The organism is Ruminococcus sp. RTP21198st1_G1_RTP21198_201120 (assembly GCF_040924265.1).
Taxonomy (GTDB): domain Bacteria; phylum Bacillota; class Clostridia; order Oscillospirales; family Ruminococcaceae; genus Hominimerdicola; species Hominimerdicola aceti.
In genome coordinates this window covers 116,819-142,224 of the sequence record NZ_JBCOMH010000008.1, presented here as the reverse complement: position 1 = coordinate 142,224, position 25,406 = coordinate 116,819, and the positions used below count along the sequence as shown (strand labels likewise).

The following is a 25,406-nucleotide window of genomic DNA, read 5'->3' as shown; positions in this document are numbered from 1 at the left end:
GCGTGTTTACTTGCCTTACTGCCTGCTTGTGCGATTGTGCGATAGGGGGTAAAGGGTAATACTAACCTTTACCCCCTGCATACCTACTTCCGATTTTTTCGGATTTAGGCATAAAAAATAGATGTGATACGTTTCGTAACACATCTATTGTAAACCAACAGAATAGAGTAAAAAAGTTGTGAAAAGGGCTTGACAAAGCGGCAGAGATAGTGTATAATATATTACTGTAATTGGTTTGCTGCTATGGCTCAGTAGGTAGAGCACGTCCTTGGTAAGGACGAGGTCACCGGTTCAAGTCCGGTTAGCAGCTCCAGCAGGGACGTGTCCCTGCACCCAAATCCGCTATCATTTATGGTAGCGGATTTTTTTGTCGCCGCCCATGGGTACGATACCCTACACACAAAAAACACCGCCCGAACTCCTCGGACGGTGTTATATTTTTATCTCGTATTACAGATTTGTATACTCCATAAGGCTCTTATCCACCTCACGGGCAACATCTCTGCCCTCTCTGATAGCCCATACTACAAGTGACTGTCCTCTGCGCACGTCGCCTGCGGCAAAGACGTTCTTCACGTTCGTCTGATGTGTGCCGTCGGCTGTTGCGATATTCGTTCTGCCGTCTACCTCAACGCCAAAAGCCTTTGTGAGATAGCTTTCAGATCCCAGAAAGCCTGCCGCAATAAGAACAAGCTCGGTTTCTACCTTGTATTCGCTGCCCTCAACAGGCTTCATTATCGTTCTGCCTGACTTAGGGTCTTTCTCTGGGGAGAGCTTTACAAGCACTGCGCCCTTAAGATTGCCCTTTTTGTCTTTGAGAAACTCCTTGACAGTTGTCTGATAAACTCTCGGGTCATGACCGAACACACCGATAGCTTCCTCCTGACCATAATCTGTCTTGCAGACCATTGGCCACTGCGGCCATGGGTTGTTCTCAGCTCTCGTGTCAGGAAGCTTTGGCATCATTTCAAGCTGCAAAACGCTCTTTGCGCCATGTCTTACGCTTGTACCAACGCAGTCATTTCCTGTATCTCCGCCACCTATTACCATGACGTTCTTGCCCTTTGCGGAAATGTGGTTTTTATCCGTAAGACCGCCGTTCAGCAGCGCCTTAGTTGTGGATTTCAGAAAATCCACTGCAAAATAGATACCCTTTGCATCTCTGCCCTCGGCTTTGATATCTCTAGGATTTGAAGCACCACAACAAAGTATTACTCTGTCGAAGTCCTTGAGAAGCTCAGCCGCTGTGATATCCTTGCCCACATTAACGCCTGTGCGGAACTCGATGCCCTCTTCTTTCATTATGTTTATCTTGCGCTCGATTATCTGCTTTTCAAGCTTCATGTTCGGTATGCCGTACATAAGCAGACCGCCCACTCTGTCCTCACGCTCGAAAACCGTTACACTGTGACCTCTCTGATTGAGCTGGTCAGCGGCAGCAAGACCTGACGGGCCTGAGCCTATAACAGCGATAGTCTTTCCTGTCCTTACCTTTGGCACTCTTGCTGACGCATATCCGCAGGCATAGGCATTTTCAATAATGCCGTATTCGTTAGCCTTTGTGGTAACAGCGTCGCCGTTAGCTCCGCAGGTGCAGGCTTTTTCGCAAAGTGCAGGACAAACTCTTGATGTGAACTCAGGAAAATTGTTCGTCATATGAAGTCTGTAATATGCCTGCTCCCAGTTGCCCTTGTATATAAGGTCGTTCCATTCAGGGATAAGATTGTTAAGCGGACAGCCCGAAAATGCGTTGCCTATCTTCATTCCTGCCTGACAGAACGGCACACCGCAGTCCATACATCTTGCTCCCTGCTTCTGCTGCTCCTCCTTTGAAAGAGGAGTGTGAAATTCATTAAAATTCTTTATACGTTCCTCAACAGAGAACGCTGCTGCGTCCTCACGCTTATAGTCCATAAAACCAGTTGGCTTTCCCATATCTCAACTATACTTGCTTTCACGGCAAGTATATCCTCCTTTCGATTTTAAAAGTACAATATCTCATGTGCGCAGGCTTACTGCTTGCCGTTGATGATCTGATAGAATGCTTCTATCTGCGCCTGATCACTACTCATACCCTTTTCTTCCATTGAAGCTATAGCAGACATCATCTTCTTGTAATCGTGAGGGATTATCTTCTTGAACTTAGGCAGATATTCCTCAAAGTTATCAAGAATACGCTTGCCCTTTTCAGAGCCTGTTGCGTCAACGTGCTGCTGGATAAGGTCTTTGAGCTGAATTATATCGTACTTCTCCTTGACCTCAGAGAAAAGTACCATTTCCTTGTTGAGTCTTGTGTAAAGGTGTCTGTCCTCGTCAAGAACGTAAGCTACACCGCCCGACATACCTGCCGCAAAGTTTTTGCCCGTCTTGCCGATAACTACCACACAGCCGCCTGTCATATACTCACAGCCGTGGTCGCCAACGCCCTCGACAACTGCCACTGCGCCTGAGTTTCTTACGCAGAAACGCTCGCCTGCAACACCGTCGATGAACGCCTTACCGCTTGTTGCGCCGTAAAGTGCAACGTTACCGATAATGATATTGTCCTCGGCTTTGAAAGTGGAATCCTTTGGAGGATAAACAACGAGCTTACCGCCTGAAAGTCCCTTGCCGAAATAATCGTTAGAGTCGCCCACAAGCTCGAGGGTCAAGCCGTTCGGGATAAATGCGCCGAAGCTCTGTCCGCCTGAGCCGTTGCAGACTATCTTGTATGTATCGTCAGCAAGTGTGTTATAATACTTTCTTGTTATCTCTGAGCCGAAGATAGTACCGAATGAACGGTCTGTGTTCTTGACATTTACTGTGATAGACTTCTTCTCACCACTCTCAAGATTTTTCTCGAACTCCTTCATGAGTACCTTTTCATCAAGAGTGTTTTCAAGCTTGAAGTCATACTTGGATTTCTTGTTGTATTCTACCTTTTCTGAAACGTAATCAGAGTTGATGATATTAGAAAGGTCAACTTGTGCCGCAGTGCCTGTGATACCAGCCTTTGGCTTGATAAGGTCAATTCTTCCCACAAGCTCGTCAACTGTTCTTACGCCAAGCTTTGACATATATTCTCTAAGCTCGGAAGCCACGAATATCATAAAGTTCATTACATATTCAGGCTTGCCGGGGAACTTCTTTCTAAGCTCCGGGTTCTGTGTTGCAACACCAAATGGGCAAGTATCAAGATTACATACTCTCATCATTGCACAGCCGAGTGTTATCAGCGGAGCTGTTGCAAAGCCGAACTCCTCTGCGCCAAGGATCGCTGCGATAACAACATCACGGCCTGTCATGAGCTTGCCGTCTGTTTCGATAACGACCTTGTTTCTAAGACCGTTCTTGATAAGGGTCTGATGTGCTTCTGCAAGTCCAAGTTCCCATGGAAGTCCTGCATTGTAGATAGAGTTTCTCGGAGCCGCACCTGTACCGCCGTCATAGCCTGAGATAAGGATAACACCTGCGCCTGCCTTTGCAACGCCTGCCGCAACTGTACCAACACCGCACTCAGAAACAAGCTTTACAGAAATTCTTGCGTTCTTGTTTGCGTTTTTCAGGTCATAGATAAGCTGAGCCAAGTCCTCGATAGAGTAGATATCGTGGTGTGGCGGAGGTGAGATAAGCGACACGCCAGGTGTGGAGTGTCTTGTTTTAGCTATCCATGGATAAACCTTTTTGCCAGGGAGATGACCGCCCTCGCCAGGCTTTGCTCCCTGTGCCATTTTTATCTGTATCTCATCAGCAGATGTGAGGTATCTTGAAGTTACACCGAAACGTCCCGAAGCCACCTGCTTGATAGCTGAACATCTGTCCTCAGAAGTACCCTTTGTGAGAAGTCTGTCAAGGCTCTCACCGCCCTCGCCTGAGTTTGACTTGCCGTGAAGTCTGTTCATTGCGATAGCAAGTGCTTCATGAGCTTCCTGCGAGATAGAGCCGTAGGACATAGCGCCCGTCTTAAATCTTCTTACAATAGAATCAACGCTCTCAACTTCCTCCAGTGGAACAGGATTTTCAGCAAAGTTGAAATCCATAAGACCTCTGATGTTCACAGGGTCCATTTCCTCAGAGATAAGCTTTGAATACTTCTTGTATGTTTCATAGTCACCAGTCCTTGCAGCCTGCTGGAGCAGATAGATAGACTGAGGATTGTAGAGATGCTCCTCCTTGCCGCTTCTGAACTTGTGGCTTCCTCTTGATTCAAGCTCTGTGTCTGTGCCAAGTCCAAGAGGGTCAAAGGCTGATGTATGAAGTCTGTCAACATTTTTCTCGATGTCAGATATTGTGATACCGCCTATTCTGCTGACAGTACCTGTGAAATACTTGTTTATAACGTCCTGACCGATACCGATAGCCTCGAATATCTGTGAGCCTTGATATGACTGTATAGTAGAGATACCCATTTTTGAAGCTATCTTTACGATACCATGGAGAACAGCCGCATTATAATCGTCAACAGCGGCATAGTAATCCTTGTCGAGAAGGTCGTCAGCAATAAGCTCGTGGATAGTTTCCTGAGCAAGATAAGGGTTGATAGCGGAAGCACCATAGCCAAGCAGTGTTGCAAAATGATGAACTTCTCTAGGCTCGCCGCTTTCGAGGATAATAGCAAGAGATGTTCTCTTCTTTGTAACAACAAGGTGCTGATGAAGCGCTGATACTGCAAGCAGTGACGGGATAGCAAGGTGGTTCTCGTCAACTCCCCTGTCTGAAAGGATAAGGATATTTGCGCCCTCGCTGAACGCCTTGTCTGCTTCTATATAAAGTCTGTTTATAGCCTTTTCAAGTCTTGTGTTCTTATAATAAAGTATAGGGATAACAGCTACCTTAAAGCCAGGAATGTGCATATTCTTTATTTTAAGGATATCTGTTGAGGTAAGGATAGGGTCGTGTATCTTCATTACCTTGCAATTTTCAGGCTTTTCTTCAAGAATGTTGCCGTCCTCACCGATATAGACAGTTGTGGAGGTAACTATTTCCTCTCTGATAGCGTCTATAGGCGGATTTGTTACCTGTGCAAAGAGCTGTTTGAAGTAGTTGAACAGTGGCTGAGGCTCTTTTGAAAGCACCGCAAGCGGGCTGTCTGTACCCATAGCGGCAATAGACTCAGAGCCGTTCTTTGCCATTGGCAGGATAGATGTCATAACGTCCTCATAAGTATAGCCAAAAGCTTTCTGAAGTCTTTGTCTTTCCTCGTAGCCGTGTTCCTCTACCTTGATGTTTGGTATCTTAAGGTCTTTAAGTCTGACAAGGTTGCTGTCAAGCCACTCGCCGTAAGGCTGCTTTGAAGCGTAGTATTCCTTAAGCTCGTCATCGTCGATAACTCTGCCCTGAACAGTATCAACAAGAAGCATTTTGCCTGGGCGAAGTCGTTCCTTTTCAACGATATTGTCTGACGGGATAGGAAGTGCGCCAACCTCAGATGAAAGGATAAGATTGCCGTCCTTTGTGATATAATATCTTGACGGACGCAGACCGTTTCTGTCAAGCACTGCACCCATGATATCTCCGTCAGAGAAAAGGATAGAAGCAGGTCCGTCCCATGGCTCCATCATAGTTGCGTAATACTGATAGAAGTCTTTCTTAGCCTGACTCATCGTGCCGTTGTTATCCCATGGCTCAGGGATCGTTATCATGACAGCCAGTGGCAGATCCATTCCACTCATGACCAAAAATTCAAGTGTGTTGTCGAGCATTGCTGAGTCAGAGCCTTCTGTGTTTACAACAGGTGTGACTTTATCAAGGTCTCCCTTCAAATGCTCAGACTTCATCGTTTCCTCACGAGCGAGCATTTTATCAGCATTGCCTCTGATAGTGTTTATCTCACCGTTGTGAACGATCATTCTATTAGGATGAGCTCTCTGCCAGCTTGGGTTTGTGTTGGTAGAAAATCTTGAATGTACCATAGCGATAGCAGACTCGTAGTCCTTATCCTGAAGGTCAGGGAAGAACTTTCTGAGATCCTGCACAAGGAACATTCCTTTATATACTATAGTTCTGCTTGAAAGCGATACAACGTAGGTGTCCTCATTCGACTGCTCGAACACACGTCTTGCAACATATAGCTTGCGGTCAAAATCAAGACCCTTTTTAACGCCCTTTGGACGCTTGATGAAGCACTGCATTATGGCAGGCATACACTGGGCAGCTCTCTTGCCAAGCACCTCAGGCTTTGCAGGAACGACTCTCCAGCCAAGGATCTCCAGACCCTCTTTTTCGGCGATTATCTCAAACATCTTCTTTGCCTGATTTCTCGCAAGCTCGTTCTGTGGGAAGAAGAACATACCAACGGCATAGTCTCTCTCCTCGCCAAGCGTGATTCCAAGCTCAGCGGCGGCGATCTTCTTGAAGAATTTATGTGAGATCTGAAGCAGGATACCTACTCCGTCACCTGTTTTGCCCTCTGCGTCCTTACCAGCACGATGCTCAAGCGTTTCAACGATAGTCAGCGCATTTGCAACAGTATCGTGGCTCTTTTTGCCCTTAATGTTCACAACAGCACCTATTCCGCAGTTATCATGCTCGAATTTCGGTGAATACAGGCTTTTTACATTAGTCATATCCTCCATGCGTTCCATTTTTATCACCCTTTCCTGCCAAACTGTAAAAAAATTATAGCTTATCGTTCAGCAACGTATGTTATTTCACGGCTCATAGCCGATTTTTAGCTGTTTTTAATAAAAAAATTTGCAGGAAGAAATTAAAATCCTGCAATCCTGCATAAGCGCAAGTAAACCCAAAGCGTGGTTTTTCACACAAATGCAAGAAAATAGCCTTTTGCCGTCTTTTTTGGCGGCTTAATCATTATAACACACATTACAGCAAAATGCAAGAGCGAATGATAAAACTTGCATAAATTCATTATTAATTTTTAGTTAATCGGTATACATATATAACTTATGATTTCATATCGCTTTCCTAGGTAAACCTTGCAAACTAACGTAACAACGCTCTTTTCAGCTTATTTACAGCCATTTTCAGCGGAGAATCGTACTCTTTGTAAAAATGCTAATAATCCTTAGAATTGTTCCAGTCACCACCCCATTTCCAGCCATGACGCCTGAAAATGCAATAGCAAAGGTCTGTTCTGTCAATCTTGTGATCAAAAGCCTTGTCACGGTCTGCATACTCTGTAGCATTGGCAGGCATGACCTTATCCCCCACTATATAGGGATTTATAAGAGGGTTTATGTCTATCGCCCTGCCGTAACTGTGAGCCGAAATAGTGTTTGTACCAGCCACCACCCTATAGTTGAAGGCAGAGGAATTGTTATCCGCCATTGACCTTTCATCATCAGCGTCATACTCGTCCACGAGCTTGATTTTTTCTATCTCATAACCGCCCTCGAAAAGCTCATAGAAGATATCCAGAACCTCCTGCGCAAGCTTCCTCGCCACGATAAGCTCCCCAGACTGCACCTTATGCTCAAAGTCATAATATCTCACACGCAGATAGGCAAGGTCGCCCAGCTTCACATAGGGATTTTCCTTATAGGAAACGCCTTTGATACGCTCTATCACCTCATTTGGAAGCTCCTCAGCCGTAAAGCCCTCTCTGTATAATATCTTTTCCATAAAAAACACTCCTTACAAAAAGCGGTCAAGGCATGATACCTTGACCGTCCTTATTATTTATCCGCAGACTTGTAGTACATAACAACAGGCGTACCGTAAGGCACGTTGTCATAAACATATTTGGCGTCGTCATAGCTCATATTTATACAGCCGTGAGAGCCGTTGTATTTGTATATCTCACCGCCGAAATATCCGCCTCGCCACGTTGAATCGTGAAGACCTATTCCGCAGAGAGAAACGTTGTTCCAGAAGTTGCACTTTGTATCCCACTCGTCGCCATCGGCATTTGTGTCTTTCATACGCTTGTTGGTCTCCTTTGACCACAGCTTATAAACACCGGGGAGAGTTGTTCTCGCCTTAGATGTGGTCTGACCTGAAACTATATAGGTATCGAGCTTTTTCTTACCCTTTTCATAATACCACAGGTGCTGGTCGGTAAGGTCTATCTCGATATAAGTGTCGCCTATATCATCGTCCTTGCTTCTCGCAGACTCAACGCCTGTAAAGTCATAATAGCCGGTACTGTAATAGATAGGGTCTACCTTGTCAACGCTCTCGCCCTTTTCAAGCATATCCACAAGATCGTCACAAGTCTTTTCCTGATCTATCCACCAGCCGTATTTAGCATCAGAGCTTGTCGGCACGATTATGTCGCCCTGCAAAGTGGCGTGGAATTTTCTCTTAGTATTATATGTATCATACTTCTTTGCGAGCTTTTCCACATACTCCATGGCTTTCTTTCTGTCCACAGTGTAGCTTCCGTCATCTTTGAGCTTTATGATCTTCATAAGCTCCTCGCCCGTGAGAGTTTCTGTGGTGTAGTCAAAATCATATGTGACAGAAAGCTGGAAAACATCATTTCGTTTCTTGCAATCGTCCTCAAGGTCTGCGCTCTTCACCTCAGGAAGGGAATAACAACCTGTGTCTTTGTCAAGCTCAACGCTAAGCTCACCTGTCGCCACGCTTTGCGTAACATAAGCTTCAAGCTTTTTCATATCGGTTATCTTGTTTCCCTGCACCTCAGGGGTGATAACATAAGCCGTCTTATCCTCGTTAAGACCAAGCTTTGCATCGGCAGTTTCAACATCGCCCCAGTTTGCTTTCTCCACAAGTTTCTGAAGCTTCTCAACATCAAATGTGATGTCCTCATTAAAACTATAGGTGGAGTTCTGTATAAATCCAGAGAACCATGTTTTTCTGTTCACGCTGTCATAGATCTTCTGAAGCTCGTCCTTGCCGCTTAGTCTGTAATCAAAATCAGCTGTCTTGAAAACAACAGGCGTGCCGTCGATAGTTTTGACCGTAAGCTCATAAGGCATATCGTTCACCCCGAGCAGATCGCAAGCCTGTTCAAATGTCCTTCCGCCCACGTCAATGCCATTCACTGTTGTGCCGCTCAGGAATCTGTTGCTATAGTAAGCTCTTCCAATGAAATATCCTCCGCCCACAACTATCACGATAGCCGCTGCCGCAGTGCCGCAGATAATGCCGATATTGTTGCGTTTTTTCTTTCTTTTCTTATTCTTTGATGAACCTTTGACAGAGCTGTTTTTCTTCACAGATGCCGCAGTCTTTTTCTTTATTTTTGTGGAATTTTCCGTCATCAATTATCCTCCTGTACAAAATGACGTTCGGCATTTGCCGACAATGTATCAAGAATAATTATATCATGCTTTTTTCCTTTTGTCTATAGGATAGACTGAAAAATTTGTCACAAAAAGAGTGCCGGATATTATTATTTAATGTACAAATAAACGTACTGCAAACAAACTGCACGCAAACACAGAAAAAAATATCGGGCAGATAACTCCACCCGATACAATATCAATCTTTTATATACTTGTTCTTGACCTCGCTGTAGGTCTTGCAGAAGCGGTCATGGGAGATATACGCTCCCCAGCTCATGTTATCGTCCACCTGAGGGTCCATAACATATACCTGACCGTTTATCGTTACCTCCACCCACATATGATAGCCGTAACCGCCTGCCGCCATAGCGGTCTTGCCGTCAACGGTCTTTGCGTCAAAGCCTATGTAGCCAAGCATTGCGGCGTAAACGTAAGAATATTCTGTGCAAGTGCCGTAACCGTCCTCAAGAACAGCCTTGACAGGATTTGCCCAGCCGCCGTAATCGTAGACCGTGTTCTTTATAATATAATCGTAGCAAGCCACAGCCTTTTCGTAGTTTGTCATATCATCTGATATTATCTTATGGAGATATTTCAGAAGTATCTTTTCTTCCTTTGCGCTGAGCGTCGCCTTTGGATCAAGCACTGCAGAATTAAGTCGCTGTGCAGGGGTCTTGCCGTTGTCGACAACAGGCGCAGTGGTTGTAGTTGTAACAGGCTTTTTAGTTGTTGTCACCTTAGTGGTGGTGGTCTTTTTCTTGGTAGTAGTCACCGCAGGCGTTGAGGTCGTAACAGGGGCAGTTGTTGTCTTTGCAGTGGTAGTAGTTTTTGCAGTAGTAGTTTTCACTGTTGTAGTCTTTTTTGTAGCCTTTGAGGCAACAGTATCGCTGTCAGTAGTGCTGACAGGGGCGGAAGTAACAGCAGAAACCTTTGTTTCAGACTTTGAAGCCTGCTGAGTTTTCTTTGTCACAAGGCTTACTGATATGCTAAGCTTTGTGTCAGCGGAAGTCACGCTCTGCACTGCGGTCACTGACGCTGGCTTCTGTGATACTACAGAGGTCGTTACGCTCTCTGATCTCAAAGCTGTTTCGGAAGCTGACTTTGTTGCCTTTGTTGTTTCGCTTTTTGCAGTTTTTACAGCCTTTACAGCCTCGGTCTGAGAATTTTTCGCAGTTTCCTTGACGGCTGATGTTGTAAGAACAGTTGTGATATCCCCGATCTGCTCAGATGTTTCCTTGTCAGAAACAGCAGAAATGACCTTTGCATTTTCAGGCGGCATGACCGCACATGGCTGGATAACGTTTTTATCAAGTGTCGCAAAAGTCACAGCAGATACTGTCACAACTCCGCAGGCAGAAAGCACAGCCACACAGCGGGATATTCCCGACTTCAAATAACCCAATTCAGAACGCTCCTTTCAAATGTGATAAACTACACCATATTATAATGAATAAGGTTACAAAAGTCAAGGGGTGTTGTAATCAAATTGTAATTTTCAAGCCGTTTTTTCGCTCGTTTATGAAGTTTATATGAACGTCAAGTTACAACCATTGTACATTTTATATCCCAGGAACGACAATAAGGGTTCTATTTTTATCACTTTTAACAAATTTCGCAAAACTTTTATTAATAATACCGAAAAACGGACACCTGCGTTACAAAAGCCCATATTTTCCACGATATTTTACATATCTATCCACAAAATCACCCACGCAAAAAAAGAACGCAGACACAAGCCAGCGTTCCTTTTTTTGAAGTATATGAAGTATATATGGAGAAAAAAGTATATGTGTAAATTTCATCTTTTTGTCTTTCTCTTATTGTGTTTATATTATACTCCGCCAATGTGACAGTTTTATGATAATGTGCTGAAAACTAATACACAAAAAATAAGTGCAAAAAAACGCCTGCCATACGACAGACGTTTTCTCTTAGTTTAAGTAAATTACTCAGCCTGAGGTGCTCCTACAGGGCAAGTACCTGCGCAAGAACCGCAGTCGATGCACTCGTCAGCGTTAATAGCACACTTACCGTCAGCCTCGGAGATAGCTCCTACTGGACATGCGTCCATGCAAGCGCCGCAGCCGATGCACTCATCACTAATCTTATAAGCCATTTTCACAGACCTCCTTGCATAAATTCTACAAGTATCATATCAAATACTATACTTATATAATAACACATTTTCTGAAAAAATCAAGAGGTTTTCGGCATTTCATAAAAATTTCACATAGATTTTAAGTGATTTTTCGGTTAGTATTCACTAATCAGCTAGATGCTTGCCAATTCCTGCTGTGAGATAAGTGCAAATCCTGCTTCACTCAAAGCTTCCAGAGCGGCTGTAACGTTCTCTACTCTAAGGATAAGATAAGCCGTGTTTTCCTTAGTGTTTATGAATGCAGAATACATATACTCAACGCTGATGTTGTCATTGTAGAGAGCTTTCATTGCTTCTGAAAGTCCGCCTGGGCGGTCATTTATCTCCACTGCAAGCACCTGAGTGGTGGTAACGGAAAAGCCCTCTGTTTTCAAGGCTGAAACTGCTTTTTCAAAATCGTCAACGATAAGTCTGAGAATACCGAAATCCTTTGTGTCAGCAAGCGACATTGCACGGATATTCACATCATTATCCCCAAGTATTTTTGTAACGGCAGACAATCTGCCAGGTCTGTTTTCAATAAAAACCGAAAGCTGTTTTACTGTCATAAAATTACCCCCTGTCTTTTAGACAAGCTTTCTCTTGTCGATAACTCTTACTGCCTTGCCCTCAGAACGCGGAATGCTCTTTGGCTCAACAAGTCTTATCTTCGCCTTGATGCCAAGGATATTATGGATATCGTTGGATATCTTCTTTTCAAGATCCTCGATAGACTTGACAGTATCAGAGAACATATCGTCATTAAGCTCGACTCTTATCTCGAAAGTATCAGAATTGTTCACCCTGTCAACGACTATCTGATAGTTAGGGCTTGCCTTTGATATCTTAAGAAGCACTGACTCTATCTGCGATGGGAACACGTTTACGCCCTTAATGATGAGCATATCGTCGCTTCTGCCCATTGGCTTGCACATTTTGACAAGAGTTCTGCCACATGAGCATTTCTCTCTTGTAAGAATACAAATATCTCTTGTTCTGTATCTCAGCAGAGGGAAAGCTTCCTTTGTGATACTTGTGAATACAAGCTCGCCCTTTGAGCCTTCAGGAAGCACCTCTCCTGTGTCAGGGTCGATTATCTCTGCGATAAAGTTGTCCTCATTGATGTGCATACCGGACTGTGCTTCGCACTCGAAAGCTACGCCAGGACCGCTTGTTTCTGTCAGACCATAGATATCGTAAGCCTTGATACCAAGAAGCTTCTCTATCTCATGACGCATTTCCTCCGTCCAAGGCTCAGCACCGAAGATACCAGCTTTGAGTGTAAGCTCCTCTGGCTTTATGCCCATTTCCTTTACAGTTTCACCTATATAAGCGGCATATGACGGAGTACAGCACAGGATAGTAGAACCGAGATCCTGCATGAACTGTATCTGTCTTTCTGTGTTTCCTGATGACATTGGCAGAGTAAGACAGCCCACCTTATGAGAGCCGCCGTTAAGACCTGCTCCGCCTGTAAAAAGTCCATAGCCATATGCAACGTGGCAAACGTCGTCTTTTGTTCCGCCTGCGGCAACTATAGCTCTTGCACAGCAATTTTCCCAAAGGTCGATATCATGCTGAGTGTAGAAAGCCACAACTCTCTTGCCTGTGGTTCCGCTTGTGGAATGTATTCTCACGCACTCTGAAAGCGGCTTTGCAAGCAGACCGTAAGGATAAGCCTCACGCAGATCAGCCTTTGAAAGGAACGGCAGCTTGTGCAGGTCCTCAATGCCGTGGATATCATCAGGCGTTACGCCCTTTTCTTCCATAAGCTTCTTGTAGTATGGCACATTGTCCCAGACGTGCTTGACCTGCTTGACAAGTCTTTCGCTCTGGAGCTTTTTCATGTCCTCGTGCGCCATGCACTCGATCTCTTCGTTCCAATATTTTCCCATTGGAACACACCTCCTGTTAAAATGGTTTCGGTCATATTACTCGGGTATCAACTTTGCACAAGTATCATACGCCGTACATTTCTTCAAGCATCTTAATGCCTGTTTTCGTTTTGAACACCTTGTCACGGAAGCTTTTTATGCTCTCTTTGGAAAGGCTGTCCTCGAAAGCGTTCACAAGGAAATCTGCTTCCAAGAGTATCTGCCAGTCAAGCCCCTGGGCGCCCTCATAGGTGTGATGATGTGCGATAAGAAAGCACACCCTGTCTATGATATCCTCGTCAAAGTCAAGCTCTGTGAGCATTTTCCGTGCAGGCTCAGGACCTAACTGTTCCTGAAGCTTTCCGCCGCAGTGACCCTTGCCGTATCTCTCCTCCGCAGGCTTTATGCCTATATCATGCACCACCGACGCAACGTCAAGACAGTACATAGCACGGATATCAAGCCCCTCTGCCCTGCCGATAACACGGGCAAAGGTATGCACCTTTATAAAGTGCTGTATACGCTTAGGGTCGCCGCTGAAAAACTCGGTCATTTTTATGATAAGACCGCTTATCTCGTCCATTATTTTACCTCTCTGCCGAGAGCGAACGCCTTTTTATTCAGTTCAAGGAACTTTGCAGGAACACAGTTTTCAAGAGCCTTCTGCCAAACGTCCTCGTCAAAAGCCATTTTAGTTGACACAACACCCATGAGAACAACGTTTGAAGCCTTTGCAGTACCAGCCTGCTCTGCAAGTGCCAGTGCGTCAACAGCGATAACGTCAACGCCCTCTGCTTTAAGCTTGCCTATGATATCCTCAGGATAAACAGCCGCACCTGTGATAACAGGCATTGGGTCTATCTGCTGAGTTGAAGTGATGATATGTCCGCCCTTCTTGAGATATGAAACATATCTTGCGGCTTCAAGCTGTTCAAAGCTGATGATGATATCAGCTTCGCCTTTTTCAACTACAGGCGAGCATACCTCGCTGCCGTACTTAACGTATGTAACAACAGAGCCGCCACGCTGGCTCATTCCGTGTACCTCGCTGACCTTGACATCAAACCCCTGTGAGAGAAGCACGTTTCCTATTATTCTTGACGCAAGCAGTGAACCCTGTCCGCCTACGCCCACTATCATAATTGATCTTGTTTTCATTATTTACACCTCGAAATATATGTTATCATTAGTCGCATATCGCACCCAGCTTACACATTTCCTTGCATATGCCGCAGCCTACGCACTGTGTATGGTCGATAACGCACTTGCCGTCATGGATAGATATAGCAGGACAGCCTATCTTCAAGCACTGCTTACAGCCAACGCACTTATCCTTGTTTACCTTGAGAGGTGGATTGTGCTTTACATATTTAAGAAGTGCGCATGGACGTCTTGAAATAATAACGCTTGGTTCTTCCTTGGCAAGCTCTTCCTTGATAACAGCCTCTGTTTCAGCCATGTGATATGGGTCAACGACTCTTACGCTCTTGATACCAAGTGAATGGCAGAGCATTTCAAGGTCAACGGCATAAGCAGGGTCGCCCTTAAGGTTTTTACCGGTTGTAGGGTTCTGCTGATGACCCGTCATACCTGTGATAGAGTTATCGAGAATGATAACAGTTGAATTTGTGGAGTTATATGCAACGTTCACAAGACCTGTCATACCGCTGTGCATGAATGTAGAGTCACCGATAACGGCAACAGACTTCTTCTCAGCCTCTGCACCTCTTGCCTTGTTAAATCCGTGAAGTCCGCTGATAGAAGCACCCATGCAGATAGTTGAATCCATAGCACAAAGCGGTGCTGTTGCGCCGAGAGTGTAACAGCCGATATCGCCTGATACCATAACGCCCAGCTTATGCAGGCAATAGAACAGACCTCTGTGAGGACATCCCGGACACATAACAGGAGGTCTTACAGGCACGTTATCCTCAAATGTGATATACTCAGGCTTCTCGCCAAGTATCTTTTCAGCAACGATAGTCTGTGATATCTCGCCCATAAGGCTGAAAAGCTCCTTGCCGATAACGTTCACACCGTTCTTCTTGCAATGTGTTTCGATAACATCGTCAAGTTCCTCGATCACATAGACCTTTTCGCACTTTGCGGCAAAGTCCTTTATTATCTGAATTGGCATTGGGTTTACGATACCGAGTTTGAGATATGAAGCCTTGTCGCCAAGTGCTTCCTTTGCATACTGATATGAGATACCGCTTGTGATAACGCCTATCTTTGTATCGTTCATCTCTACCTTGTTGAGTGGTGAAGTTTCGGCATAATCAGCGATAGCTTTCATTCTTGCCTCAACAACAGGGTGACGGCGGATAGCGTTACCAGGCATCATAACATACTTCTGGATATTCTTTTCATATGGGATATTCTCCCTTTCCTCTCTCTCGCAAAGCTCAACAGCTGACTGAGAGTGAGAAACTCTGGTGGACAGTCTTACGATAACAGGAACATCGAACTTTTCAGAAAGCTCGAAAGCAGCCTTAGCAAACTCCTTGCACTCTCCTGAATCGGAAGGCTCTATCATCATTGTCTTAGAAGCGATAGCATGGTGACGTGAATCCTGCTCGTTCTGTGACGAGTGCATACCAGGGTCATCGGCGACAGCTATTACCATACCTGCCGTTACGCCTGTGTAGCCTGCTGTGTAAAGAGGGTCAGCGGCAACGTTAAGACCAACGTGCTTCATTCCGCAGAAGCTTCTTGCACCACCTATAGAAGCACCAAGAGCAACTTCCATTGCCACCTTTTCATTAGGCGCCCACTCAGCATATACCTCGTCATATTTTGCAACAGCTTCTGTTATCTCAGTTGACGGAGTACCAGGGTAAGATGATACAACCTTACAGCCTGCCTCATACAGACCTCTTGCAAACGCCTCGTTTCCAAGCATTAGTTTTTTCATACAATAAATCTTTCCTTTCACTGCACCGACCATTTTTTCGTGGTCGGTAGAAATAAACAATAATTAAAATAGATACAAGTAATTATACCACAAATTTCACCAAAATGCAACAACTTTTTTGATTTAAAGCACCAATAGAGCGTTATAAAAAGTTTGCTTACGGCAATTTTGTCAGTTTGCATAAAATATCAAGGGAGCTTCTGTGCAAAAATTCACCTATAGGCACACATACACGCACACATGAAACGTGCAGCGCACGTTTTGAGCAACAAAAAATAGATTGCCGACAGGCGATACAAGAGTGTTGCAAAAGGCTTAAACAAGCGGGACGTCGAGGGCGCCGTCCCCTACAATCAACGTAAATACGCTGTTTGTATGTAGGGGCGAACAGTGTTCGCCCGTTGATTTGACATTTTTGCAATAAAATAAATCGCCGCCAGGCGATACCATAATTCCTCATTCCTCACTCTTAACACTCCTCATTCCTCATTCTTACCTCCTCACTTGTTTAAAAAATTGTACTTGAAAAAAGAGCATAAATGTTGTATAATAACAAGGTATACTTATATTTACGTTCGGAGGATATACATAATGAAAAAATACACACTTGACGAGGTCTACACAGCCGATATGACAGCGTTTCAGAGAGAAAGATATAACAGAGTTGCAGATGAATTTGAAAAGCTTTTCGGTGAAAAGCCAACTGCTTTCTTCTCAGCTCCAGGCAGAACTGAGGTAGGCGGCAACCACACCGACCACAACTTCGGCTGTGTTCTTGCAGCAGGCGTTTCACTCGACGTTATTGCCGCTGTCGCTCCTGACAACGAAGAGAACGTTATTACAATAAAGTCCGAGGGCTTCCCAATGGACACTGTGAACGTTGATGACGACACTATCTACGAAGAGCAGAAAAACACATCTGCGGCACTTATAAGAGGTATGTCCGCAGGCTTTAAGAATAATGGTCACAATGTCGGAGGCTTCAAGGCTTATGCTACTTCAAACGTGCTCAAAGGCTCTGGACTTTCTTCATCTGCGGCTTATGAAGTGCTTATCGGAACTATCCTCAACGGTCTTTACAACGAGGGCGAGGTTTCTGCTGTGGAAATAGCTCAGATAGCTCAGTTTGCGGAAAATGTATATTTTGGCAAGCCGTCAGGTCTTATGGACCAAATGGCTTCATCAGTAGGCGGATTTATCACTATCGACTTTGCTGACGAAAAGCACCCTGTTATCGACTCTGTAAAGTTCGATTTCACAAAAAGCGGTCACGCACTGTGTATCGTTGACACAAAGGGCAACCATGCCGACCTCACCCCTGAGTATGCGGCTATCCCTGCGGAAATGAAGTCTGTTGCGGCTTTCTTTGGAAAAAAGGTGCTGAGAGAGATAACAAAGGAACAGCTTCTTGAAAACATCTGTGCCGTTAGAGAAAAGTGCAGTGACAGAGCTGTGCTTAGAGCGCTCCACTTCTTTGACGATAACGAGAGAGTTGGCAAGGAAGCTTCCGCACTTTCAGATGGCGACTTTGACGCTTTCCTTAGCCTTATCAATGAATCAGGCGATTCATCATTCAAATATCTTCAGAACATCTATGCTTCTTCTGCCCCAAACGAGCAGGGTCTTTCACTTGCTTTGTATCTTGCAAAGCAGGCTCTTGGCGGTGAGGGTGCTTGCAGAGTACACGGCGGTGGCTTTGCAGGAACTATCCAAGCGTTCGTACCTGAAAAGAAGCTTGAAGCTTTCAAGGCTGAAATGGAGAGAGTATTCGGCGAAGGCTCATGCTATGTGCTGTCCATAAGACCTGTTGGCGGCGTGCAGATCGACCTTTAATATAGGAGTTGTCATGAAAAATCCATTTGCAGGCTTGAAGAAAAAGCAGGTGAAGTTGCAGTTTTCCACCTGCGGAGAGATAATGATAGACGGACTTCCCTTTGCTTTCGGAGTGGAGAGTGCAGGGAAAGCGTCAGACAAAGGGCTTTGCGTTTCGATATCTGGTGAAGCTGTCAATGACGGACGTGTTACCTTTTCAAACCTTGAATACTACGAAAACCATGGCGGAAAGATAACCATTGTGAAGCATGGCTTTTCACTTGTCACCAAAAAGGACGGCAAGAAAATTTATCAGGCGAAGTTTACCAAAATACCTATCACCGAAAAGGACACCTCAATGCTTTTCAGAAAGCTCACCGAGGAAGAGGTCGTCCAACGGCTCAACTGCGAGATAGCTTTTAAGGTGACCCCTCATTTCAGCGGTGAGGACACACCCGAAGTCATGCTTACAGTTTATCCTTATGAAAATATGCTCACAGGGTCGGCTGTGCAGTGGCTAAAGGTCACGTCTGACAAGGACTATTTTCTGCACAAATATTCTAATAAATAACAGGAGAGTTTATCCCATATGAGAATGAGAAGAAAGAAAAATCTTGAGGCACGTCTTGAAGCCTGCGGAGATTATATTTTATATCTTGACCGTGACGAGAAGAATTTTCAGGACAAATCAAACAAACAGCTTATTGACTTTGAGAAGATATTCGGAAACAGCAATCCCCTTGTGCTGGAAATAGGCTGTGGAAAGGGTCAGTTTGCAAGAGAGATAGCAAAGAGAAATCCTGACAAGAATTTCCTTGCAGTAGAAAAAAGCAGTAACGTTATAGTTGATGCCGCACAAATGGCTATAGACGAGGGCATACCGAACCTGAGATTTGCAAGGGGCGAGGCTGAATATCTGGATTGCTTTATCCCTGAAAAGTCAGTGGAGTGTATCTATCTTAACTTTAGCTGTCCGTATCCTAAAAATACATATGCACGTCATAGGCTCACATACCGAGCTTTTCTTGAAATATACAGACGTATTCTTGTGGACAAGGGCGAGATATACCAAAAGACCGACAATATGCACTTCTTTGAGTTCTCCTTGGAGGAGTTCTCTGCGGCAAATTACGGACTTAAAAACATTTCTCTCGACCTTCACAACAGTGGCTTCGAGGGCAATATCGTAACGGAATATGAGAAGAAATTCTCAGACATGGGTATGCCTATCTACAGATTGGAGGCGTTCGTAAAATAATGAGCGAGCAGATAAATCCAATTGTCAGCGAGAAAGATATGGGTACTGACGGCAAGCTTCGCAAATGGTCAACAGGCAGAAAAGCCAAGTGGATAATTTGGATAGTCATAATCTTAGCAGTAGCACTCGGCTTCTGGCATCAGCACTATATGCGCTCCGACAGCCAGATAAAAGCCGTTTTCAATGACAATAAGACTAACTTTCAGACCACTGCGGAGTTTATGATAGAAAGCATTTCATGCGAAAAGCCGACACTACCAAAGGGCAAATGCTCCATTAAATCGCTCACTGAAAACAATGCCTGCAAGTCTGTGAAGAAAGAACTTGAGGAGTTGGAGCGCAGGAACGTTACATACATCGACAGCGACGGCTTGACAGTGAAATTCTATACCATTTATGATCATTACTATATTTACCGCTCACCCATAAGCTCATCAGGGGGCGAGGATAACCTCGGTGACGGGTGGTCTTATGTAAAAACAAGTAAAAGCTGATTTTTTATGGACGAAAAAAATTTTTTCGTCCATTTTTTTATGCAATCAAACGGTCTTTACATTCGTGTTATAGATGAAAGGCTTTTCAAAACAACAAAGGAGGTGACAGCTTTGACAAGAGATATTGACTACATAGTTGACAAATTTTCAGACGATATCTACCGAGCGGCACTGGCAGTCACAGGCAGCGTTCACGAGGCGGAGGATATAGTCAGCGAGGTCATAATAAAATATTTCACAAGGCAGGGTGAGCTTTTCTTCAATGATGACGAGCATCTTAAAGCGTGGCTGCTGAGAACGGCGATAAATCTATCCAAAGACCTGCTAAGGTCGGCAGGCAGACGTCTGCGTGCAGAAAATGAGGTAAGTGCAAGCAGCGATTTTTCATCACCTGATATGCAGATAGATGTGCAAAACGCTATAAACAGGCTGGATAAAAAATACAGGATAGTGCTTTATCTTTTTTATTATCAAGGCTGCAAGACCGATGAGATAGCCGACATTTTGGGAACAAGCAAGGGCACGGTCACATCAAGGCTGAAAAGAGCAAGAGAAAAACTAAAGCTTTCACTTTCAGACTACGAAAAGGAGATGAGCGTATGAACGAAAGAGATATAAAGAATTATTTTGCAAACGCAAGCCTATCGGAACAAAAGAAAGATCAGCTCAAAGAAACGCTCAAAAAGCGTTTTCCACAACAAAACGGAGATATAAATACGGATACTTTCACACCACAAACCGAGCCGACACAGCCTGCCATAGTCGCAAGACACAAGGGTGCAAAGGTAGTTGCGGCAGCGGCGGCAGTGGCGCTTGTAATGTCAGGCGGAATTTACATGACAAGAAATATCCATGACTACGAGCCGAACGCAGGCACAGCTCCACCTGCAAACAGCAGTGTATCCGGCGATACAGGTACACTGCAGTTGTGTTCAGCAGACTTTATAAAGCTTGCAGACACAGTGCTTGAAAGCGCAAATTTTACGGTAGGAAATCTCGACATAATACAAAACAGCCCTGCATACTGCGATATTGTCTACAGCGGCAACTATGACGAAAATATCGAGGGCAAGGAACACGGCACAAGGTATTACGTTGACCTGCTGGAGAAAACCGACAGCGGACTTCCAAGCGTGGATTTTTTGACAGATGATAACAGCTATGAGCCAAATTCTTTGGTAATCGATATCCTGTCGGAGATAAAAACCCTTGATGAGGACGCTTTTAACAAGGCGGTGAATTGCAGAATAGAAGCCCATATTGAGAATAACAACTGCAAGATAACCATTTCAGACAGCGATAACAGCGTTTCTCTCAAATACGGAAGCGGCGAAAGCTTCACTGAAAATGCCAAAATTATAGCTCAAACCCTCAAAAATGACCTGCTGGATATCTATGACGAAAGCTCTATGAAAAACCCAGACAATGCCATTTTTAGCTACTCCCCTGCTGACTATAATTATTACAACGATATCATGAACAGCAACAATACAACAGAATATGTAAAGTCAGACTATGCGCAAAATGGATATATCACAAACGAAAGTCTGAACCTCCTGACCCTGAATATCGTCAACGATTCGGACATACAGTTCAATATGGCGACAGATTATTTCACTGTGGATATGTTCACAAACAGATTTACTCTGTATAGCTACGCCAATGACGGAAGCTGGGCGGTGTATGATTCCGCTCCGTTTTCAAGCACCAGCACTGTGGAAGCTGACCCGTCAGCCACGGCGCAGTATATTTTTGAAAAGGCGCAGGCGCTTGTAACAAAGTATAACACCAGCGGCAAGAAGCTTCACTTTGACAATGTGACCTCACTCGACCTTGCGAAAGAGCTTGCAATGTCGTATGTGCCAGATATGGACAAAGAAGATAACATCACGCCGGAGCTTTTCGCATATGGACTTTGGGTAGAAACTCTGCCATATGACAAAGAGTCCAGCTCCTATGATTTATCCGGACTTGACTTTTCAATATACTTTGAAAAGGATAAGGACGGCAGTGCATATGATGTAACCCAGGTGGATGTCACAGTTGAGGGGGATATGGTTTATTCATACACCACTGATGAGCATGACAGCGTTGAAACTTATGACCAAAATGACAGTGCATTATCTTAACAAAACAATGTTGGTAGCTCGGTTGCTCACTAAACAAAGGTAGAGTTACCGAGCCACAAAATAATAGCTATACTCTAAAATAGAGTAGCGAGATAAAAAAACAAAGTTAGTCAACAAACTTGCTAATTAAACAATGGTAAAGTCACCGAGCCACAAAATAAAAGCTATGCTCCAAGATAGAGTAGCGAAGTAAAAAAAGAAAAAAGTGACCTGCAAAGTTAATTGCAAGTCGCTTTTCTTTATGCAATAATATTTATCTGCAAATTAGTTGTTGATGAGCTTCTCGTCATCGTTGTTCCAGCTGTAGAGCTTTCTGATCTCCTTACCAACCTTCTCAGAAGGATGCTCAGCGTGGAGCTTTCTCATAGCCTTGAAGTGTACCTGTGAACCTGCGTCAGACATATCAAGGAGGAAGTCCTTAGCGAATGTACCGTCCTGAATGTCAGACAGAACCTTCTTCATAGCCTTCTTAGTGTCCTCAGTAACGATCTTTGGACCTGTGACATAGTCGCCGTACTCAGCTGTGTTAGAGATAGAATATCTCATGCCCTCGAAACCTGACTGATAGATAAGGTCAACGATGAGCTTCATCTCATGGATACACTCAAAGTATGCGTTTCTTGGGTCATAACCAGCTTCGCAAAGTGTTTCAAAACCAGCCTGCATAAGTGCGCAAACACCACCGCAGAGAACTGCCTGCTCACCGAAGAGGTCTGTTTCTGTTTCTGTTCTGAATGTTGTCTCAAGAACACCTGCTCTTGCTCCGCCGATACCAAGTGCATATGCAAGTCCGATATCCTGTGCGTTGCCTGTTGCGTCCTGCTCAACTGCGATAAGGCAAGGTGTACCCTTACCAGCCTGATACTCAGAACGTACTGTGTGACCAGGAGCCTTAGGCGCGATCATGATAACATTGACATTCTTTGGTGGTACGATGCAGCCAAAGTGAATGTTAAAGCCGTGTGCGAATGCAAGAGTCTTACCCTCTGTGAGGTATGGCTCGATAGATTTCTTATAAAGTGCAGCCTGCTTCTCATCAGGAATAAGGATCATGATGATGTCAGATGTCTTTGCAGCTTCCTCAGTTGTCATAACTGTAAGACCCTGCTGCTCAGCCTTTGCCCAGCTCTTAGAACCTTCGTAAAGACCTACTACTACGTCAACACCGCTCTCCTTAAGGTTGAGTGCATGAGCGTGACCCTGTGAACCGTAACCGATAATGGCAACTCTCTTACCCTTGAGTACGTTAATGTCGCAATCCTGCTGATAGAATATTCTTGCCTGTGCCATTGTTAATTCCTCCAAATTCAGAAATTTAAGATTTATTTTATGTAGCCTTTCGGCTATATAATCAAAGTTTATTTGCCTGCATTGAATGTGTCAGAGCCTTTCTCTATTGCGATAGTGCCTGTTCTTACCATTTCGATTATTCCGTAAGGTGCTATGACCTCCTCAAATCTGCAAAGGTGAGCGTAAGTGTCGCAAAGCTCCAATGTCATTGTCGTAAGCGTTATATCCATGACCTTAGCCCCTGTGATATCCGCAATAGTCATTATCTCACTGCGTCTGTTTGCGACCGCAGACACCTTGACTATCATAAGTTCTCTTGCGAGATACTCATTAGCCTCAAATGTCTTTACCTTGATGACCTCTATAAGCTTATTGAGCTGTTTCTCGATCTGCTCAACTGTATGCTCGTCACCGTCAGCAACTATCGTTATTCTTGAAACGTCAGGGTCATGAGTTGGACCTACTGCAAGGCTCTCGATATTGAACCCACGTCTTGAAAACAGTCCGGAAATTCTTGATAGAACACCGCTGTGGTTTTCTACAAGAACTGAGATCGTATGTTTCATAAATCAACCTCCATAAGGAAACCTTTCCTTGTTTATTTATTATATCAGCTTATTATTAAAATTTTTTGAACGCAAACGCTATATACTGTAAACGCTACAGATAGTTAAAATATTGGCCTTATAATGTTGGCATATCCTTATCCACAACGACTTCAACAAGGCAAATGCCTTTATGTTCAGCAAGCATCTCGACGCCCTTTTCCATGGTCGCATCGTCATAAACTCTCATTGCAGGTATGCCATAAGCTTCTGCAAGCTTAATAAAGTCAGGAGAGCCGTCAAGAAAAACTGCTGTCTGTCTGTCATGATAGCCGTTTGTCTGAAGCTCTCTTACCATGCCAAGGCGGTTGTTTGTCATTACTACCACCTTTATATCAACACCGAACTGAACGGCTGTTGCAAGCTCCATGAACGACATCTGAAAAGCTCCGTCACCGCATATAGCAACTGTTGCTCTGCTGTTGTCAGCCATTTTTGCACCTATTGCCGCAGGCACAGAATAGCCCATCGTACCCATGCCGCCTGAGGTAAGAAGTCTGCCCTCTTTGCGGAACTTATATTCAGTGCAGGTCCATATCTGATTTTGTCCAACGTCCGCCACAACAGTAACATTGGCAGGCATTTTCTTTGCAAGCCTGTCGATAAACACCCTCGGATTAACAGTACCCTTTGCAGGCTCAACATACTTTCTCTCGCCCCCAAGGGTCTTGATGTGAGCTATCCACTCATCGTGCTTCATAGGCTTTGCAAGCTCCGTCATTTGCTGTAAAACAAGCTTTGCGTCACCAACGAGAGGCAGGTCAGCACCGATATTCTTGCCTATCTCCGCAGGGTCGATATCTATATGTATTATCTTAGTAGTTTTCTCCAGAGCCAAAGGTGTTTTAACGGCTCTGTCGCCAACTCTTGCACCCACAAGGAACAGCACGTCGCACTCGTTCACAGCGGCGTTTGCCATTTTAACACCGTGAGTTCCTATCATGCCGCAGAAAAGCTGGTCGTCATCAGGAAAAACAGAAATGCCCATCATAGTTGTGATAACAGGTATCTGCATAAGGTCGGCAAGCTCTCTTATCTCGTTCTCAGCGTGAGCGGCAAAAACGCCTCCGCCAATACAGATAAGCGGCTTCTCAGCCTCTTCCAGTGCCGCCATTACACGCCTTACCTGAACGTAGTTGCCCTTTGTGGTAGGCTTATAGCTTCTTATCTCGCACTTTTCAGGATACTCAAAGTCGATAACAGCTTTCTGAACGTCCATAGGGATATCTATAAGCACTGGACCCGGTCTGCCCGTACCTGCGATATAGAAAGCTTCCTTGAACACTCTCGCAGTGTCCTCAGGGTCTTTGAGAAGATAGCTGTGCTTAACGAACGGCTCAGCCGAGCCTGTAATGTCAGCCTCCTGAAAAACGTCAGAGCCTATCTGGTCGGTATTCACCTGACCTGTTATGCACACGATAGGTATAGAATCCGCATAAGCGGTAGCAATAGCAGTAATAAGATTAGTTGCACCCGGACCTGATGTAGCGATACAGACCGCAGGCTTGCCTGAAATTCGTGCATAGCCGTTAGCCGCATGACCACCGTTAGCTTCCTGTCTCACGAGCACCTGCCTGATGTCGTTTTCAGCATCCAGCAAAGCGTCATAGAAAGGACAGATAGCAGCTCCGGGATAGCCAAAGACGACTTTTACGTTCTCAGCTTTCAAACATTCAACCATAGCCTGACTTACAGTCATCTTCAT

Annotated in this window: 20 protein-coding genes and 1 tRNA gene; 7 read left to right on the top strand and 14 right to left on the bottom strand. The window is 44.7% G+C overall.

The window, feature by feature from the left end; genetic code table 11:
• The first annotated feature begins 237 nt into the window (after positions 1–237).
• Positions 238–313, top strand: a tRNA-Thr gene (locus AB5627_RS07070).
• Between the two features lie 137 nt (positions 314–450).
• Here AB5627_RS07070 and AB5627_RS07065 read toward each other — a convergent pair.
• The 11 genes from AB5627_RS07065 to iorA all read right to left on the bottom strand — a co-directional run bounded on the left by AB5627_RS07065 (position 451) and on the right by iorA (position 16,113).
• The gene (locus AB5627_RS07065) at positions 451–1,935 is read right to left on the bottom strand and encodes a glutamate synthase subunit beta (protein ID WP_117903829.1); all 1,485 of its coding nucleotides are present in this window, start codon (positions 1,933–1,935) and stop codon (positions 451–453) included.
• Positions 1,936–2,012: 77 nt separating this feature from the next.
• A complete protein-coding gene (gene gltB / locus AB5627_RS07060; protein WP_195249714.1) occupies positions 2,013–6,554 on the bottom strand; it encodes a glutamate synthase large subunit in 4,542 nt (1,513 codons plus the stop codon).
• Between the two features lie 439 nt (positions 6,555–6,993).
• Positions 6,994–7,560 (bottom strand): M15 family metallopeptidase, encoded by a 567-nt coding sequence (locus AB5627_RS07055; protein ID WP_368369757.1) that lies wholly within the window; start codon positions 7,558–7,560, stop codon positions 6,994–6,996.
• A 53-nt stretch (positions 7,561–7,613) separates the two neighbouring features.
• Entirely contained in the window at positions 7,614–9,164 is a 1,551-nt protein-coding gene (locus tag AB5627_RS07050) for a L,D-transpeptidase family protein (protein ID WP_368369756.1), read from the bottom strand.
• A 220-nt stretch (positions 9,165–9,384) separates the two neighbouring features.
• Positions 9,385–10,590, bottom strand: a complete 1,206-nt coding sequence (locus tag AB5627_RS07045; RefSeq protein WP_368369755.1) for a transglutaminase domain-containing protein — start codon at positions 10,588–10,590, stop codon at positions 9,385–9,387.
• Between the two features lie 543 nt (positions 10,591–11,133).
• Positions 11,134–11,304 (bottom strand): DUF362 domain-containing protein, encoded by a 171-nt coding sequence (locus tag AB5627_RS07040; RefSeq protein ID WP_022287477.1) that lies wholly within the window; start codon positions 11,302–11,304, stop codon positions 11,134–11,136.
• A 155-nt stretch (positions 11,305–11,459) separates the two neighbouring features.
• A complete protein-coding gene (locus AB5627_RS07035; RefSeq protein ID WP_022287478.1) occupies positions 11,460–11,894 on the bottom strand; it encodes an ACT domain-containing protein in 435 nt (144 codons plus the stop codon).
• Between the two features lie 18 nt (positions 11,895–11,912).
• Positions 11,913–13,220 (bottom strand): phenylacetate--CoA ligase family protein, encoded by a 1,308-nt coding sequence (locus AB5627_RS07030; RefSeq protein ID WP_041337511.1) that lies wholly within the window; start codon positions 13,218–13,220, stop codon positions 11,913–11,915.
• Positions 13,221–13,284: 64 nt separating this feature from the next.
• A complete protein-coding gene (locus tag AB5627_RS07025; RefSeq protein ID WP_117856671.1) occupies positions 13,285–13,782 on the bottom strand; it encodes an HD domain-containing protein in 498 nt (165 codons plus the stop codon).
• Positions 13,782–14,357, bottom strand: a complete 576-nt coding sequence (locus AB5627_RS07020; protein ID WP_022287481.1) for an indolepyruvate oxidoreductase subunit beta — start codon at positions 14,355–14,357, stop codon at positions 13,782–13,784. The genes AB5627_RS07025 and AB5627_RS07020 overlap by 1 nt, the downstream gene beginning before the upstream one ends.
• A 28-nt stretch (positions 14,358–14,385) precedes the next feature.
• On the bottom strand, positions 14,386–16,113 hold the full coding sequence (gene iorA, locus AB5627_RS07015) for an indolepyruvate ferredoxin oxidoreductase subunit alpha (RefSeq protein ID WP_022287482.1): 1,728 nt from the start codon (positions 16,111–16,113) through the stop codon (positions 14,386–14,388).
• 591 nt (positions 16,114–16,704) lie between these two features.
• On the opposite strand from iorA, the gene AB5627_RS07010 reads away from it, so the two are divergent.
• The 6 genes from AB5627_RS07010 (at position 16,705) to AB5627_RS06985 (ending at position 21,806) form a co-directional block, all read left to right on the top strand.
• Positions 16,705–17,946, top strand: a complete 1,242-nt coding sequence (locus AB5627_RS07010; RefSeq protein WP_330042906.1) for a galactokinase family protein — start codon at positions 16,705–16,707, stop codon at positions 17,944–17,946.
• A 13-nt stretch (positions 17,947–17,959) separates the two neighbouring features.
• A complete protein-coding gene (locus tag AB5627_RS07005; RefSeq protein WP_051706951.1) occupies positions 17,960–18,496 on the top strand; it encodes a hypothetical protein in 537 nt (178 codons plus the stop codon).
• An 18-nt stretch (positions 18,497–18,514) separates the two neighbouring features.
• Positions 18,515–19,183 carry a tRNA (guanosine(46)-N7)-methyltransferase TrmB gene (gene trmB / locus AB5627_RS07000; protein ID WP_041337508.1) on the top strand — a complete coding sequence of 223 codons (669 nt, stop codon included), beginning with the start codon at positions 18,515–18,517 and terminating at the stop codon, positions 19,181–19,183.
• Entirely contained in the window at positions 19,183–19,677 is a 495-nt protein-coding gene (locus AB5627_RS06995; RefSeq protein WP_041337507.1) for a hypothetical protein, read from the top strand. Before trmB ends, AB5627_RS06995 begins: the two co-directional genes overlap by 1 nt.
• Before the next feature lie 111 nt (positions 19,678–19,788).
• Complete coding sequence (locus AB5627_RS06990) at positions 19,789–20,280, top strand: RNA polymerase sigma factor (protein ID WP_117864722.1); 492 nt, start codon at positions 19,789–19,791, stop codon at positions 20,278–20,280.
• Positions 20,277–21,806, top strand: coding sequence for a hypothetical protein (locus AB5627_RS06985; protein ID WP_022287488.1), 1,530 nt, complete (start codon positions 20,277–20,279; stop codon positions 21,804–21,806). Before AB5627_RS06990 ends, AB5627_RS06985 begins: the two co-directional genes overlap by 4 nt.
• A 264-nt stretch (positions 21,807–22,070) precedes the next feature.
• On the opposite strand, the gene ilvC is transcribed toward AB5627_RS06985, so the two are convergent.
• From ilvC to ilvB, 3 genes are all read right to left on the bottom strand, one after another.
• The gene (gene ilvC / locus AB5627_RS06980; protein ID WP_022287489.1) at positions 22,071–23,096 is read right to left on the bottom strand and encodes a ketol-acid reductoisomerase; all 1,026 of its coding nucleotides are present in this window, start codon (positions 23,094–23,096) and stop codon (positions 22,071–22,073) included.
• A gap of 68 nt (positions 23,097–23,164) precedes the next feature.
• Positions 23,165–23,662, bottom strand: coding sequence for an acetolactate synthase small subunit (ilvN, locus tag AB5627_RS06975; protein WP_022287490.1), 498 nt, complete (start codon positions 23,660–23,662; stop codon positions 23,165–23,167).
• A gap of 118 nt (positions 23,663–23,780) precedes the next feature.
• A complete protein-coding gene (gene ilvB / locus AB5627_RS06970; RefSeq protein ID WP_022287491.1) occupies positions 23,781–25,406 on the bottom strand; it encodes a biosynthetic-type acetolactate synthase large subunit in 1,626 nt (541 codons plus the stop codon).

Coding starts and splice junctions, on each gene's coding strand:
- AB5627_RS07065 (WP_117903829.1), bottom strand. CDS start 1,935: ATGGGAAAGCCAACTGGTTTTATGGACTATAAGCGTGAGGACGCAGCA.
- gltB (WP_195249714.1), bottom strand. CDS start 6,554: ATGGAGGATATGACTAATGTAAAAAGCCTGTATTCACCGAAATTCGAG.
- AB5627_RS07055 (WP_368369757.1), bottom strand. CDS start 7,560: ATGGAAAAGATATTATACAGAGAGGGCTTTACGGCTGAGGAGCTTCCA.
- AB5627_RS07050 (WP_368369756.1), bottom strand. CDS start 9,164: ATGACGGAAAATTCCACAAAAATAAAGAAAAAGACTGCGGCATCTGTG.
- AB5627_RS07040 (WP_022287477.1), bottom strand. CDS start 11,304: ATGGCTTATAAGATTAGTGATGAGTGCATCGGCTGCGGCGCTTGCATG.
- AB5627_RS07035 (WP_022287478.1), bottom strand. CDS start 11,894: ATGACAGTAAAACAGCTTTCGGTTTTTATTGAAAACAGACCTGGCAGA.
- AB5627_RS07030 (WP_041337511.1), bottom strand. CDS start 13,220: ATGGGAAAATATTGGAACGAAGAGATCGAGTGCATGGCGCACGAGGAC.
- AB5627_RS07025 (WP_117856671.1), bottom strand. CDS start 13,782: ATGGACGAGATAAGCGGTCTTATCATAAAAATGACCGAGTTTTTCAGC.
- AB5627_RS07020 (WP_022287481.1), bottom strand. CDS start 14,357: ATGAAAACAAGATCAATTATGATAGTGGGCGTAGGCGGACAGGGTTCA.
- iorA (WP_022287482.1), bottom strand. CDS start 16,113: ATGAAAAAACTAATGCTTGGAAACGAGGCGTTTGCAAGAGGTCTGTAT.
- AB5627_RS07010 (WP_330042906.1), top strand. CDS start 16,705: ATGAAAAAATACACACTTGACGAGGTCTACACAGCCGATATGACAGCG.
- AB5627_RS07005 (WP_051706951.1), top strand. CDS start 17,960: ATGAAAAATCCATTTGCAGGCTTGAAGAAAAAGCAGGTGAAGTTGCAG.
- trmB (WP_041337508.1), top strand. CDS start 18,515: ATGAGAATGAGAAGAAAGAAAAATCTTGAGGCACGTCTTGAAGCCTGC.
- AB5627_RS06995 (WP_041337507.1), top strand. CDS start 19,183: ATGAGCGAGCAGATAAATCCAATTGTCAGCGAGAAAGATATGGGTACT.
- AB5627_RS06985 (WP_022287488.1), top strand. CDS start 20,277: ATGAACGAAAGAGATATAAAGAATTATTTTGCAAACGCAAGCCTATCG.
- ilvC (WP_022287489.1), bottom strand. CDS start 23,096: ATGGCACAGGCAAGAATATTCTATCAGCAGGATTGCGACATTAACGTA.
- ilvN (WP_022287490.1), bottom strand. CDS start 23,662: ATGAAACATACGATCTCAGTTCTTGTAGAAAACCACAGCGGTGTTCTA.
- ilvB (WP_022287491.1), bottom strand. CDS start 25,406: ATGAAGATGACTGTAAGTCAGGCTATGGTTGAATGTTTGAAAGCTGAG.